This window comes from Nostoc sp., assembly GCF_036917315.1.
GTDB lineage: Bacteria > Cyanobacteriota > Cyanobacteriia > Cyanobacteriales > Nostocaceae > Nostoc.
On sequence record NZ_JBALDR010000029.1, the window covers coordinates 1 to 13,543 of the forward strand.

The window sequence follows — 13,543 nt, forward strand, 5'->3', positions numbered from 1 at the left end:
CTTAAATGATGGAGAGCTTATTATTAAATGGGGAAGAAAAATAAAAAACAAGGGAAATGCTGTTTGTGCAAATTAAAAGCACAACAGCTTAATAAGAGTTATAGCAAGTAACGAGGTATAAAGAAGATCCAGTCAGGGTTTTTCACTCCGACTGGATCTAGTGTTCAGTTAATTAGATATTCCTTCTAACCATCTAGTTATTTTGGCTTTTGCGCTTACTGAGATGGTTGAAGCTTGATTTTTAGCGTCATTTCAGGCGAAGACAGGGCAGTGTACATCAGAAGACTCTGTAGTACACATCATATGTAGACCCTCCTCCAGATACTTGCGTTACGTTCTGACCGTTTGTTGCTCCTGTAACGGTAAAACCACCCAAATAGTCGTCACCACCGTTAAAAAAGTCGTCATAATCAAAAAAGTTAACGTTTGCCAAACCGTCAAACCCTAGCCCTCGGTTAACTGCGATATACTGTCCTGTACCTACATCATCAAACCTTCCTGCAAGTGTTTGACCATTGACTGTAATATAGGGATCGTCTCCGCTGGTACTATCTGCACCAGCATTGATGATTTGAAAACCATCAATAAGAAGAAAACCTCCTCCCTCAATAGCACTCGATTGTTCGGAAGTTAATTCAGTGAACAAGTTTTCTAAACTAAGACGAGACAGATTAGAAGTTGTTTTGTCGAAGTCTAACATGGTTTTTTCATTATTTAAGTTTTTATGTTTCAGGTTTAAACCCTTCCACGTTGTTTATTACGTAGGGTTTTATAATTTATGCACCTGAGCAAAAAAGAGATATTCCTGATTTTTCCAATTAATCAAATCCTCTCACTGGTAAGCTAATTTTTGAAAAACAGGGGAACCAGTGTTTGTAAGAATGTATCAATCATAAAGGTTTCAGCCGTTGTGTTGCTCTCAAAACAGGAGTAGCGAGCATTTTATTATTGAGTTTAAATACTTATTACCTGCCTTCACAACTAATTTCGCACCTCAAATAGGATTGCTATAGTTAGCATAGATAAAAATTTATATATGGCAATTTAATATTAAAATTAAGTTAGGAAATAAAGGAAAACAGGAAAGCATAATATAAACCTAATGGTCTTCATAAATAAAAGCTTATATATTCAAAGTTATTCATGCAGTTAAGGATAATAGATAAATTTTTACTTATACATCCAATCTAATATTTGTTTAATAATCCCGACTCCAAGTTAACAATTTCAGCTGCAAAGGCTGTAAACTGATTTCAACAAGGTGAATGATACCTCTGCATCACATTAAAAAAGCAGAGCCAATAATTTAACCGAGTTCTTATATAGGTAGCTATTTCATCGATGAAATGGCTGCGATCGCTTGGCTAAATATAGCTTGATTAATCATTAATAATGCAAGAAACACAAGGCTTTTTGCCTAAATTGTCATAGCTATAAAAAATAACATTCACGTTTTCAGGAGATATTTATGACAGAATTTTTTAATCAAATTTCTCGCCGCAAATTCATCTTCACAGTCGGAGCATCTGCGGGTACTGTATTCCTCAAAGGTTGTTTGGGTAATCCTCCTGAAAACCTTACTGGTGGAAGCAGTCAAGCACAACCAACTGCTCAAACGGTTGCTAATATTAGCCCCGAACAAACACCAGAAACTACTACAGTCAAGTTGGGATATATTCCCATTGTAGAAGCGGCTCCTTTAATTATTGCTAAAGAAAAAGGCTTTTTTGTAAAGTATGGGATGACTAATGTTGACCTCTCCAAACAAGCTTCTTGGGGTGCAGCCAGAGACAACGTAGAAATTGGTTCTGCCGGTGGTGGTATAGATGGCGGTCAATGGCAGATGCCAATGCCACATTTAATTACAGAAGGTTTAATTACCAAAGGCAATCAAAAAATTCCCATGTATGTATTATGTCAATTAATTACACATGGAAATGGAATTGCGATCGCAAACAAGCACCAAGGCAAAGGTATTAGTCTACAACTCGCCGCCGCTAAGTCTTTATTTAAGGAATTAAAATCCTCAACCCCCTTCACAGCGGCATTTACCTTTCCCCACGTCAACCAAGATTTGTGGATTCGCTACTGGTTAGCAGCAGGTGGGTTAGATCCAGATGCAGATGTCAAGTTGCTCACAGTACCAGCCGCGCAAACTGTGGCCAACATGAAAACAGGAACAATGGATGCCTTTAGTACAGGCGACCCCTGGCCTTATCGCCTGGTGCAAGACAAAATTGGTTACGTAGCAGCATTAACCGCAGAAATTTGGAAGAATCATCCTGAAGAATATCTTGCCATGAGAGGCGATTGGGTTGATAAAAATCCCAAGGCTACCAAGGCAATTTTAAAAGGAATTATGGAAGCCCAACAGTGGTTAGATAATTTTGACAACCGCAAAGAAGCAGCTGAAATTTTGGCTGGACGAAATTATTTCAATCTTTCTTCACCGGAAATATTAGCCGATCCATACCAAGGTAAATATGACATGGGTGATGGTCGCAAAATTGATGATAAATCAATGGCTGCTTACTACTGGAAAGATGAAAAAGGTAGTGTTTCTTATCCCTATAAGAGTCATGATTTATGGTTCATCACTGAAAATGTTCGTTGGGGATTCTTGCCAAAAGATTATCTAGACAATAATGCCGCCAAGGCTAAAGAATTGATTAACAAAGTCAACCGCGAAGATATTTGGAAAGAAGCTGCCAAAGAAGCTGGCATTGCTGCTGCTGATATTCCTACAAATACATCCCGTGGTGTAGAACAGTTCTTTGATGGCATCAAATTTGACCCCGAAAAGCCAGAAGAATATTTGAAGAGTTTGAAAATCAAAAAAGTCAGTATTTAGAGACGCGATGAATCGCGTCTAGGACAAATAACAAATAAAATTTGCGGAGAATACAGCATCATGACAATAGCTCAAAAACGCCCTGCAAGCCCTAGATTGAGTAATAGCTTTATATCCAGCCTGAAAAAGCAATTTCCCGATCTGATACCACCAACGATCGCCATCTCAATCTTCCTCGTTCTCTGGCAACTCTTCGCTTGGATTCCGGGAGCCACATTACCAGGGCCAATACAAGTTATCCAAGACACTTGGGTTCTGATTTTCTGGCCATTTTATGACCGAGGTGGCATTGATAAAGGTCTATTTTGGCAGATTCTCGCTAGTTTACAACGAGTTGCCATCAGTTATACCCTAGCTGCGATCGTTGGTATTGCCTTGGGCATTTTGATTGGGGTGAATAAAACCATGTCCAAAGCTTTAGACCCCATCTTTCAACTACTGCGGACTGTGCCACCTCTAGCTTGGGTTCCGATTTCTTTAGCAGCTTTACGACAAAACGAACCCGCCGCCTTATTTGTAATTTTCATCACCGCCATTTGGCCCATCTTAATTAACACTGCTGTCGGCGTTACCCAAATTCCCCAAGATTACAACAACGTCGCCAAAGTTCTGCAACTTAGCCGCAAAGAATATTTCACTAATATTTTGATTCCGGCGGCATTACCCTACATCTTTACCGGTTTGAGAATTGCGATCGGTTTAGCTTGGTTAGCAATTATCGCCGCCGAAATCGTCATGTCCGGTATTGTCGGCATCGGCTTCTTTATCTGGGATGCTTATCAAAATAACAACGTCAGCGAAGTTATTTTAGCTCTAGTTTATATCGGCATTGTTGGGTTGGTGCTAGATAAAGCGATGGGTTGGCTTCAAAACAAGATTTTACCAACAGAGCAAAAATAGTCATTGGTCATTGGTCATTTGTAGAAAGCTAAGGACTAGGGACTATTTTCAAACTCGGAGATCCCCCCTAATCCCCCTTTTTAAGGGGGGAAAGAAATTCTAAAAGCCCCCCTTTTAAAGGTTGGGGGATCTTCAAAGACTAGGGTGCTTAAAGAGAGGTTTGAAAACACAACCTAATGACCACTTACCAAGGACAAATAACAAACAAGAAATAACAAAGGACAAATAAGATGTTCGTAGCTGTCGATCAAATTGAAAAAGTTTTTGAATTAACTGGTGGTGGCAAATATATTGCCCTCAAAGGAATCGACCTTCAAATTAAAAAAGGAGAATTTGTCTCTCTTATTGGTCACTCCGGTTGCGGGAAATCCACTCTATTAAATATGATTGCGGGTTTAGATTTGCCAACTGAGGGTATTGTCACTCTCGAAGGACAAAAAATCACCAAACCCGGCCCGGACAGGATGGTGGTATTCCAAAATTATTCCTTATTGCCTTGGCGGACGGTAAGAGAAAATATTGCTCTAGCTGTGGACTCAGTAATGAAAGGTTTACCCGCAGATGAACGCAATGCCATTATCGAAAAGCATATAAATATGGTGGGTTTGCGTCCCCATGCTGATAAACAACCGGGAATGTTATCAGGTGGACAAAAGCAGCGAGTTGCGATCGCCCGCGCTTTAGCGATTCGTCCCAAATTACTCTTGCTAGATGAACCCTTTGGTGCATTGGATGCACTCACACGCGGTAATTTGCAAGAACAACTGATGCAAATCTGCGAAGAAAATCAAGTTACCGCCGTGATGGTGACACATGATGTAGATGAAGCAGTGCTGTTATCTGACAGAATCGTGATGCTGACCAACGGCCCCGAATCTAAAATCGGCGACATTTTAGAAGTGGATATTCCCAGACCCCGCAAGCGCATGGAAGTAGTAGAACATCCCAGCTATTACAGCTTGCGGAGTGAGATGATTTACTTCCTCAATCAGCAGAAACGCATCAAGAAAATTCGGGCGCGGAAAACTGGCGACGTTGCCCGTCATGGATTAGAAAAAGTTAACTTAGAAATTGGCTTTTTACCTCTGACAGCTTGCGCCCCCTTAGCAGTTGCTAAAGAAAAAGGTTTCTTTCTTAAGCACGGTTTAGATGAAGTTAACCTGGTGCGGGAAAGTAGTTGGCGGGGTATAGAAGATGGCATAAGTGGTGGTTATTTAGATGCGGCGCAAATGCCTTCAGGGATGCCAATGTGGTTAACTTTGGGAGGACATAATAATCAACCTCTGCCCGTTGTCACCGCCCTTACCATGACTCGCAACGGTAACGCCATCACCCTGGCAAAACACTTTTACGACGAAGGTGTGCAAACCTTATCAGATTTTAAAAGATACCTGCTTCGCACCCGCGAACAACGGCACACAATGGGAGTAGTACATGCCGCATCGATGCACAACTTGCTGCTGCGTTACTGGCTAGCGGCTGGAGGAGTTGACCCCGATAGCGATGTGGATATGAAAACCATTCCCCCAGCGCAGATGGTAGCCGACTTAAAAGCCGGAAGCATTGATGGTTACTGCGTGGGCGAACCTTGGAACTACCGCGCTGCTGTGGAAAATGTCGGTTTTACCATCGCTACTGACTTAGAAGTTTGGCTGGGACACCCCGGTAAAGTTCTTGGTGTGCGGGAAGATTGGGCAGAAAATTATCCAAATACGCATATCGCCTTGACTAAAGCTTTGTTAGAAGCTTGCGTGTATTGTGCAAATCCCGAAAATACCCAAGAAATTCGCCGAATTTTAGCTGGGCGAGATTACGTCAGCACTGATTTAGAATACATTCAACTCGAAGATCCAGATAGTCTCACCTGTGACTTAAACCATCCGTTGCGGGACTATGCCCATCACCAGTTTTATTCCGATTCCGCGATCAACCGTCCCAGTCGCACCGAACAAATTTGGATTATGAGTCAATTGGCGCGTTGGGGCGACACTCCCTTCCCCAGAAATTGGGTAGAAGTTGTTGAACGGGTGTGTCGCGTGCGTGTTTTCAGCACCGCCGCACGAGAATTAGGTTTGGATATTAGCTATATTCGCCAACCGATCCAACTGTTCGATGGTACTCCCTTTAACGCCGACGATCCGATCGCTTATCTCAACAACTTGAAAATTAAACGTGATTTTTCAATTGCGGAAGTTGTTCTTGATGCACCGAGAAGGAGACTCGCGTCATAAAAGAATGGTGAGAGAAAGAGGGAGTGGGAGAAGTAGCACATCATACGCGAACCTTTTATCTCCGTTAACGAGTATTTGAACTGGATGAATCCACCTTTTATCTCCGTTAACGAGTATTTGAACTGGATGAATCCACCTTTTATCTCCGTTAACGAGTATCTGAACTGGATGAATCCACCTTTTATCTGCGTTAACGAGTATTTGAACTGGATGAATCCACCTTTTATCTCCGTTAACGAGTATCTGAACTGGATGAATCCACCTTTTATCTCCGTTAACGAGTATCTGAACCGGATGAATCCACCTTTTATCTCCGTTAACGAGTATCTGAACTGGATGAATCCACCTTTGAACTCCGTTAACGAGTCTTTGAACTTCATTAACAAACCTCTAGGTTGCAGCGAGTAATCCCCAGTCCCCAATACCCAATACCCAATACCCAAATACCAAATACCATGCAAAACCGCAACTCAACAGCTACAAGCACACTAGGAAAACCATTCGTCGCTGCAACCACCAGCCCCAGACCTTTCCTAGAAATTAAAGACGTTACCAAAGTTTATCCGACAAAGCAAGGCCCCTTCACCGTACTCGACGGCGTTAACCTCAACGTTGAACAGGGCGAGTTCATTTGCGTCATCGGCCACTCTGGCTGTGGCAAATCGACACTGTTAAATATGGTATCCGGTTTTAACTTTCCCACCTCCGGGCAAGTGTTACTCGAAGGAGAACCCATTACCAAGCCAGGCCCAGACAGAATGGTTGTCTTCCAAAACTATGCCTTGCTACCGTGGCGAACTGCTTTTGAAAACATCTACTTAGCTGTTAACGCCGTTTATCCCAACAAACCACAAGCTGAAAAAAGAGCGATCGTGCGCGATCATTTAGCAATGGTGGGATTGGCTGATGCAATGGAAAAGAAACCAATGCAAATGTCCGGCGGGATGAGACAACGGGTTTCTATTGCCCGTGCTTTGGCGATTCGTCCGAAAGTCTTAATTTTAGATGAACCATTTGGGGCGCTGGATGCTATCACCAAAGAAGAGTTACAAGAAGAATTGCTGAAAATTTGGGGTGACAACCGTTGTACAGTGCTGATGATTACCCACGACATCGACGAAGCACTATTTTTAGCAGACAAATTGGTGATGATGACCAACGGCCCTCATGCAAAGATTGGTGAAGTTATGGAAATTCCTTTTTCTCGTCCGCGCGATCGCAGCCGCATTATGGAAGATCCCCAATACTACCAACTGCGTAACTATGCCCTAGACTTCCTCTTTAACCGCTTTGCTCATGATGATGTAGGTTAAGTGCGATCGTGATTGATTTTTCCAGAATAATTCTTTGTTCCTCCCGCTACCATACCAGATGGTGGCGGGAGCAATTAGTCCTGGATTTCTCACTTGTGAGAAATCCAAGGGGAGTGGGAGGTGTGGGAGGATGGGGAAGAAGTCTTACCCTCCACACTCCCCACACTCCCCACACTCCTTTTCCCCCTCTGCCTACACTATGCGTGAGAAATCCGGGTTAGTAGGGGTAATTCATGAATTGCCTCTACAACTACGTCTACAAGTTATAAAGTATGTGTAGAACGAGTATGTTGAGAAAAAATCTGTATGACAAGCTACCCAGAAACCGTAACTAGTAACGAATCCGTTAATGATTTAATCGCCGAGACGACAAGCATTAACCATGTTGAGGTAATTGAAAATGTCATCGACTCTTTGGAACAAGATGATAGTGCGATGGTTAGCCACACTCCAGAGGGTGGTTATCTCTGGAAATTTAAGTATGGAAGTGTGCAAGTATTTGTCCAACTCAACGGCACAAGCGATGAAGACACAATAACGGTTTGGTCTGCGGTGCTAAATTTACCTGCCAAAGATGAACCTAAGTTGATGCGGTATCTTTTGGAGTTAAACTGTTCCAGCACTTTTGAGGCACGTTTCGGCATTATTGAAAACCGGGTGGTTGTAATATCGACACGCACCTTAGCAGAGTTATCTCCTGGCGAAGTATCTCGGTTAATTACCGTTGTGGCAACGATCGCTGATAATAACGATGAAGCCTTACAAACTGAATTTGGTGCAACCTAAGGAATTTTAGATTTTAGATTGGGCTATTGCTACATCCGATGCATAGCAATCCGGTTTGGGCGAATCTGCAAAGACTTTTTTCTGTGTACCAATTAAAAAACGCCTGGGAGTGTTGCCGTGTTTCCACCCCAGGCGTTTTTTATTTTTAACTTGCTCCTCACACAAATAGATAGTATCACTGCTTCAATCAAAAGGCGAGTCTAGTAAGTGACACTTTTAAAACTGCACTGTCAAGTGAGTTTAAATTTATACTCCCTTGACTTGACCCCATCTGTATTTTGGGTGCGATCGCTCCAGAAAGGCAGTTTGGTTGGCAGACTTGATAGCATCTAGTATATGTGTTGGGCTACTGATTTCATTACACAGCCACTTTATTTATCATCACAAGCCTTAAAAAGATGGGTTAGGCTGGATCTAGCCTTTACAAGCCGTAACGTAACTAATTAAATAATTATTAAAGATATATACATCTTTGAATTAATGCCTGAAACTTTTTAGTAATCAATCAAACTCTCAAATAAATATTAGCACTCAATGCTTGTTAGTGCTAATTTATAGCTGAGATTTTAACGCCTATGATATAGATCAAAACTGCACTTTTTGCAGATGCTTTAGTTCCTTTCCAGATATTATTTTAGAAATAGAAAAAACTAAATATTTCCTGTAAGTAATATAAAGTTGAGAGTACTGGCATGAAATACACTTTTGATATTGTAGGAATATCTCCACTTTTGCAGTTTTTTAATCAGCAACAGCAAAATGGGCAAAAATCACGCCACCAAGGTGTGGAATACTTGGGAATGCATACGTGTACGCTAGATACGTTTTTAGAATCGGTAGAATCAGTTCCAGCAAAGTGGGATTGGAATCTGGATCAAGTAGTAGATACGGTGATTAAGTTTTGGTTAAATAACTCAGACAGTATTCGTTATTGGAAAGTACGTTTAAATGATGCTGGTAAAGATAATTTACTAGTCACAAGATTGGCGGATATAAACGCCTTGCAAGCTGAATTTGAATCCCTACTAGATAAGGATTGGTGAAGAGATAGGTAAATTTGAAAAATAGTTCAGGAGGGGAGCAATTCCGGCTCCGCCTTCAGTCAAAATCAATAATTTACTCTGTTATTCTCATTTTCAAGTACATTATTATTCATTTTTTATTCAGATGATAAATAGTATTTTTTCAGACATTAATGTTTGTTTTACCACTGATGCGGACTTTACTTATGTGTATGCATACAAATTATGCAAACCCAATAATTGCCAAACTTTCTGCTTGAACACGGTTGTGTCCTGGAAACAATTGCAAGTTAAGGCTTTGAGATTCATTTGTCCCTGAAAATTCCAACTTAATTGGTCTAAAATATAGCGCTCAGTGTTGACAATTTATTAATAATCGAATAACAAGGTGGCAGCAGCATTAAAAAAAGCGTTAGTGCATTCCTACCTAGAAACTAATTAACGCCCTTCATTAAACTTCATACGGTTAACATAATTATGCCAGAAAATACGGATAACAAAATTTCTCAATCAGACAATCAGACTATTGCGTATAAAGAACGCCTCAATTCTTGGGCGATCGCTCGTCTACTTCCGAATACGCAACGGGAGATTGTTGCTCGCTTCCGCAGCCGTTCTGATGCCGATGGCTATATGCGGCACCTTCCTCAAGAAATACCAAATGCTTCCTACATGGTTGTTTTTGATTGTCAACGCCAAGAAGCTGTAATTTAAAGTACAAGCGAATGGCATTAACCCTTGTTTTTCATCCAATACGCTTGGGTTAAAGATTATTGGTGTAGATAATTGGTCTTCAAAACGCGATAAATCAAGACGCGATAAATCGCGTCTCTACAATCTGGTTTTGGGTTTATCTGGACTGTATTGGTTTTTAATCTCCATTACCCTTTTGTTGCGATCGCGGGCGTAGTCTACTTAAAATTTGCGTGAACCACTATATTTAATTTGCTCTCCAACGAGAGGCTTAGATCCCCAACTTACTTCAAACAGTTGGGGATCTTTTGATTTGTAGTACCTTCTTCTATCTCAATGCAGGGCAAAACCAGACATTAAAAAGTGCCAAAATCCTCCAATCCTTGCAGCTTATGCTTAGAGGAGATCGTGTGGCATTTGCTGAAGTGATTGAGTGTTATCTTACAGAGACAGCCAGACTAGTGCAACATATCAGCACAGCGATCGCAACTCAGGATATCCAGACTATATGGCAAATAGCACACAAACTCAAGTCCACCAGTGCTTTTATTGGAGCGATCGCCTTGGCGCAGCTTTGCAAGGTGTTAGAAGCACAAGCACGCAGCAGTAACTTAGAAAACAATCTAGAATTACTTTCACTACTGTATCAAGAATATGAACAAGTTAAAACTGCCTTAGAAAAAGAACTTGCGAAGGAAGTACCATGAAAGCCACTGCTCAAGAAAGCCAATGTTTAGTTTTAATTGTTGATGATGAACCTTTTATTCGCCTGATATTGCGGCATTTCTTGGAGCGGGAAGGCTATCAAATTGCGGAAGCTCAAAATGGCATAGAGGCAATAAGTGTTTTTAACCAACTGCACCCTGATATAGTACTCCTTGATGCCATAATGCCGGATATGGATGGATTCGAGTGTTGCACTCAGTTGGAGCTTCTGGATTGTAACAAGCACACTCCAGTTTTAATGATTACAGGACTTGAAGATCAAGAGTCAGTTGACCGTGCATTTGCAGTGGGAGCAATGGATTTTGTTACCAAACCAATTCACTGGCCAGTTTTGCGACAACGGGTAAAACGTTTGATTCAGCAATCTCAGTTACAGCAAAAACTGGAAGCTATGAATCTGGAATTGCAGCGATTAGTTACTATCGATGGATTAACTCAAGTAGCTAATCGCCGACGGTTTGAAGAGTATTTTTACCAAGAGTGGCAGCGTTTTAAACGCGAGCAACGTCCGCTTTCTCTGATTCTTTGCGATGTTGATTTCTTCAAATTATATAATGATACCTATGGTCATCGGGTAGGCGATCGCTGTCTTCAAAAAATTGCTCAAGCGATCAAAGATATGATTAAACGTCCCGGAGATTTAGTTGCCCGTTATGGTGGGGAAGAATTTGCTGTGATTTTACCTAACACAGACACGGAGGGGGCGATTCATGTTGCCGAAAAAATTTGTCATGCTGTCCGAGCACTAGCAATTCCTCATCAAAATTCCCAAGTTAGTTCTCATGTAACTATTAGTGTTGGGTTTACGACAGAAATTCCTCAGCCAGATTCTGACTTAGAAGAAATGATTGCGGCAGCAGATCGGGCGTTGTATCAAGCAAAGGCAGCAGGACGCGATCGTTTTGTGCAAAATATTTTACTACCTGAAAGTACAAATTTTCGCTAGTGTGCCAACATTCAGTTATCTGCCCAATGCCCCATACTTCGACTCTCTTCCCTACGGGACGCTACGCTCAGGGCAAGTCGCTCAGTACAAGTTCCCCATTCCCCATTTAAAAATCTACCCCTCGTTTAAGTTCTACACCTTGATTAGCATAGTGTTTGTGGCAATAAACCTCTGAGTGGACGCTAGCCAAGTCGAAGTATGCAGGTGGATTTTGGCAGCGGCCAGTGATAATAATTTCGGTGTCGCGGGGTTTGCGGAGTAAAGCTTGGACAATGGGTTCAACGGGGAGTAGTTCTAAGTCAACGGTGGGATTTAGTTCATCGAGAATGATAGTTTTATACAATCCAGAAGCGATCGCAACTTTTGCAATTTCCCAACCTCGTTCGGCTTCTACATAATCTAATTCTTGCCGAGAATTTCGCCAGACGATCGCATCTCCACCGCAACGCTGATGATCCACCACTTCTGGATATGACTGCTGCAAAGCGGCGATCGCTGCATCTTCTGTGTAGCCGCTACCACCTTTAAGCCACTGCATAATCAATACACGGGTTGATCCTGGATGATTAATTCCTCTACCAATGGCCTGTAAGGCTTTGCCCAAAGCACTAGTAGACTTACCTTTACCAGCACCAGTATAAATTTCAATCCCTTCCAGAAAGAGAGCTTTGGCTGTCGGGTGGTGATGAGGTTTCATTTCTGAGTGCAAATCTGCAATATCGAGCAATTTTTGCGGTGCGGCGCGTCCAGTGGCGATGATTTCCAACTCTTGGGGTTTAGATTTTAATGTCTTTACCACTTCATCCACTGGTAGCAAACCTAAATCCAGAACTGGGTTAATTTCATCTAAGACGACAACTGAATATAAACCACTAGCGATCGCACCTTTGGCGACATCCCAACCCCGCATTGCTTCATCTCGGTCAAAAGTGGTAATTTCCTCCGGGCCAAAAAATTCCGCTCTCCCGGTGCGAACTTGGTCAATTAAATGGGGGAACCCGCGTTGCAAAGCTGCGATCGCGCCATCTTCGTCATAATCACGTTCTGGCCCTTTTAAAAATCGCAGCAGTAAAACACGATTAGAATTGCTAGGCGTATTTATTCCCAAGCCAATGGAGCGCAAAACCACCCCCAAAGCTGCTTGAGATTTACCTTTACCCAGACCATCGTAGACGTGAATTTGACCAATAAGCCGTTCTTGACGCACTTGCGCCGTCCGAATCCCAATACCGTTCCTTGTCATCTCTCGAAAAGCTATAACTATGGCAGTCTTTAATCTTACCTAACCTCTTGTACTCTCAGATAGAGAAACTACCCCTCTAATGCGTCTGTACAAAGGTCAGTTCGATGTATTAACAATATCAATAGAGGAATACTGGCACACCCGCATACTAAAGGACAAGAACAATGGGATAATTTCCCCCATCACCCTTACTATCCCAGTTATACTCACTACAGTTAACCCTTACCCGTAACCATTTATGCCTGACACTTGGATGCTTCCCAGGATTTTTCCCATTGGTGGATTTCTGTTTGACTTTTTATTTGTACTGATTGCTATCCCCATCGAAGCTTATGTTTTGCATTCGCGACTAAAATTTGACAAAAAAACCAGTACTTTCTATGCAATTTCTATCAATCTGTTTTCTAGCGTAATTGGTTGGTTCATATTTTTTGTATCAGAACCAATGTTGCCAATACAGCTGAAATCAGAATTAATTAACTATATGTTTTTTAATAACTTTAAATCGCCGAACACACAGCCTTTAATTATTTTAACTGCTTGTATAATTTTTTTTACTACGTTTTTGATGAAATTTTTCATTTTAAGGGTCTTGTTATTCTCATTAAATGAATCATTTGCGAAAACAGAAGAGGAACCTAAAACATCACAACGCTTGCAACGGCGTCGTTTTACCACCCTTAATTTCCAAAATACTAATTTAGTTACAACTATACTAATAGCAAATTCTCTAAGCTATACTGCAATAACTATTATTTTATTATTTCGTTCAAAATAGCAAGCAATTACTTGTTTAATTCAAAGGAAAAATATTGATTGTTCGGGTGTAGGG

14 protein-coding genes are annotated in these 13,543 nt (G+C 41.5%); 12 read left to right on the forward strand and 2 right to left on the reverse strand.

Annotated elements, in window-relative coordinates; translation table 11 throughout:
• Positions 1 to 277 precede the first annotated feature (277 nt).
• Positions 278 to 700, reverse strand: coding sequence for a hypothetical protein (locus tag V7K84_RS12650; protein WP_334838477.1), 423 nt, complete (start codon positions 698 to 700; stop codon positions 278 to 280).
• A gap of 768 nt (positions 701 to 1,468) precedes the next feature.
• On the opposite strand from V7K84_RS12650, the gene V7K84_RS12655 reads away from it, so the two are divergent.
• The 11 genes from V7K84_RS12655 (at position 1,469) to V7K84_RS12705 (ending at position 11,468) form a co-directional block, all read left to right on the forward strand.
• A complete protein-coding gene (locus V7K84_RS12655) occupies positions 1,469 to 2,851 on the forward strand; it encodes a CmpA/NrtA family ABC transporter substrate-binding protein (RefSeq protein WP_334838478.1) in 1,383 nt (460 codons plus the stop codon).
• Between the two features lie 60 nt (positions 2,852 to 2,911).
• Positions 2,912 to 3,751, forward strand: coding sequence for a nitrate ABC transporter permease (gene ntrB / locus V7K84_RS12660; protein WP_334838479.1), 840 nt, complete (start codon positions 2,912 to 2,914; stop codon positions 3,749 to 3,751).
• Positions 3,752 to 3,981: 230 nt separating this feature from the next.
• Complete coding sequence (locus V7K84_RS12665; protein WP_334838481.1) at positions 3,982 to 5,982, forward strand: ABC transporter ATP-binding/substrate-binding protein; 2,001 nt, start codon at positions 3,982 to 3,984, stop codon at positions 5,980 to 5,982.
• 84 nt (positions 5,983 to 6,066) lie between these two features.
• Entirely contained in the window at positions 6,067 to 6,390 is a 324-nt protein-coding gene (locus tag V7K84_RS12670; RefSeq protein ID WP_334838483.1) for a hypothetical protein, read from the forward strand.
• Between the two features lie 47 nt (positions 6,391 to 6,437).
• Positions 6,438 to 7,295: a nitrate ABC transporter ATP-binding protein gene (locus V7K84_RS12675; protein WP_334838484.1), complete on the forward strand. Its 858-nt coding sequence runs from the start codon at positions 6,438 to 6,440 to the stop codon at positions 7,293 to 7,295.
• 306 nt (positions 7,296 to 7,601) lie between these two features.
• Positions 7,602 to 8,081 carry a YbjN domain-containing protein gene (locus V7K84_RS12680; protein ID WP_334838486.1) on the forward strand — a complete coding sequence of 160 codons (480 nt, stop codon included), beginning with the start codon at positions 7,602 to 7,604 and terminating at the stop codon, positions 8,079 to 8,081.
• 207 nt (positions 8,082 to 8,288) lie between these two features.
• On the forward strand, positions 8,289 to 8,414 hold the full coding sequence (locus tag V7K84_RS12685; protein ID WP_334838488.1) for a hypothetical protein: 126 nt from the start codon (positions 8,289 to 8,291) through the stop codon (positions 8,412 to 8,414).
• A gap of 359 nt (positions 8,415 to 8,773) precedes the next feature.
• Positions 8,774 to 9,124, forward strand: coding sequence for a hypothetical protein (locus V7K84_RS12690; RefSeq protein ID WP_334838489.1), 351 nt, complete (start codon positions 8,774 to 8,776; stop codon positions 9,122 to 9,124).
• A 456-nt stretch (positions 9,125 to 9,580) separates the two neighbouring features.
• Positions 9,581 to 9,817 carry a hypothetical protein gene (locus tag V7K84_RS12695; RefSeq protein WP_334838490.1) on the forward strand — a complete coding sequence of 79 codons (237 nt, stop codon included), beginning with the start codon at positions 9,581 to 9,583 and terminating at the stop codon, positions 9,815 to 9,817.
• 371 nt (positions 9,818 to 10,188) lie between these two features.
• Positions 10,189 to 10,503, forward strand: coding sequence for an Hpt domain-containing protein (locus tag V7K84_RS12700; protein WP_334838491.1), 315 nt, complete (start codon positions 10,189 to 10,191; stop codon positions 10,501 to 10,503).
• Positions 10,500 to 11,468 (forward strand): PleD family two-component system response regulator, encoded by a 969-nt coding sequence (locus V7K84_RS12705; protein WP_334838492.1) that lies wholly within the window; start codon positions 10,500 to 10,502, stop codon positions 11,466 to 11,468. Before V7K84_RS12700 ends, V7K84_RS12705 begins: the two co-directional genes overlap by 4 nt.
• Before the next feature lie 106 nt (positions 11,469 to 11,574).
• Here V7K84_RS12705 and V7K84_RS12710 read toward each other — a convergent pair whose 3' ends face one another.
• Positions 11,575 to 12,711 carry a cob(I)yrinic acid a,c-diamide adenosyltransferase gene (locus V7K84_RS12710; protein ID WP_069068662.1) on the reverse strand — a complete coding sequence of 379 codons (1,137 nt, stop codon included), beginning with the start codon at positions 12,709 to 12,711 and terminating at the stop codon, positions 11,575 to 11,577.
• A gap of 238 nt (positions 12,712 to 12,949) precedes the next feature.
• Here V7K84_RS12710 and fraC point away from each other — a divergent pair, with 238 nt between their 5' ends.
• Positions 12,950 to 13,489 (forward strand): filament integrity protein FraC, encoded by a 540-nt coding sequence (gene fraC, locus V7K84_RS12715; protein ID WP_334838494.1) that lies wholly within the window; start codon positions 12,950 to 12,952, stop codon positions 13,487 to 13,489.
• The last annotated feature ends 54 nt before the right edge of the window (positions 13,490 to 13,543 follow it).

What these genes read in the sequence shown, in the direction of transcription:
- V7K84_RS12710 (WP_069068662.1), bottom strand. Translation starts at nt 12,711, where the DNA reads ATGACAAGGAACGGTATTGGGATTCGGACGGCGCAAGTGCGTCAAGAA.
- V7K84_RS12655 (WP_334838478.1), top strand. Translation starts at nt 1,469, where the DNA reads ATGACAGAATTTTTTAATCAAATTTCTCGCCGCAAATTCATCTTCACA.
- V7K84_RS12670 (WP_334838483.1), top strand. Translation starts at nt 6,067, where the DNA reads ATGAATCCACCTTTTATCTCCGTTAACGAGTATTTGAACTGGATGAAT.
- V7K84_RS12650 (WP_334838477.1), bottom strand. Translation starts at nt 700, where the DNA reads ATGTTAGACTTCGACAAAACAACTTCTAATCTGTCTCGTCTTAGTTTA.
- V7K84_RS12700 (WP_334838491.1), top strand. Translation starts at nt 10,189, where the DNA reads ATGCTTAGAGGAGATCGTGTGGCATTTGCTGAAGTGATTGAGTGTTAT.
- V7K84_RS12695 (WP_334838490.1), top strand. Translation starts at nt 9,581, where the DNA reads ATGCCAGAAAATACGGATAACAAAATTTCTCAATCAGACAATCAGACT.
- V7K84_RS12665 (WP_334838481.1), top strand. Translation starts at nt 3,982, where the DNA reads ATGTTCGTAGCTGTCGATCAAATTGAAAAAGTTTTTGAATTAACTGGT.
- ntrB (WP_334838479.1), top strand. Translation starts at nt 2,912, where the DNA reads ATGACAATAGCTCAAAAACGCCCTGCAAGCCCTAGATTGAGTAATAGC.
- V7K84_RS12690 (WP_334838489.1), top strand. Translation starts at nt 8,774, where the DNA reads ATGAAATACACTTTTGATATTGTAGGAATATCTCCACTTTTGCAGTTT.
- fraC (WP_334838494.1), top strand. Translation starts at nt 12,950, where the DNA reads ATGCCTGACACTTGGATGCTTCCCAGGATTTTTCCCATTGGTGGATTT.
- V7K84_RS12705 (WP_334838492.1), top strand. Translation starts at nt 10,500, where the DNA reads ATGAAAGCCACTGCTCAAGAAAGCCAATGTTTAGTTTTAATTGTTGAT.
- V7K84_RS12675 (WP_334838484.1), top strand. Translation starts at nt 6,438, where the DNA reads ATGCAAAACCGCAACTCAACAGCTACAAGCACACTAGGAAAACCATTC.
- V7K84_RS12680 (WP_334838486.1), top strand. Translation starts at nt 7,602, where the DNA reads ATGACAAGCTACCCAGAAACCGTAACTAGTAACGAATCCGTTAATGAT.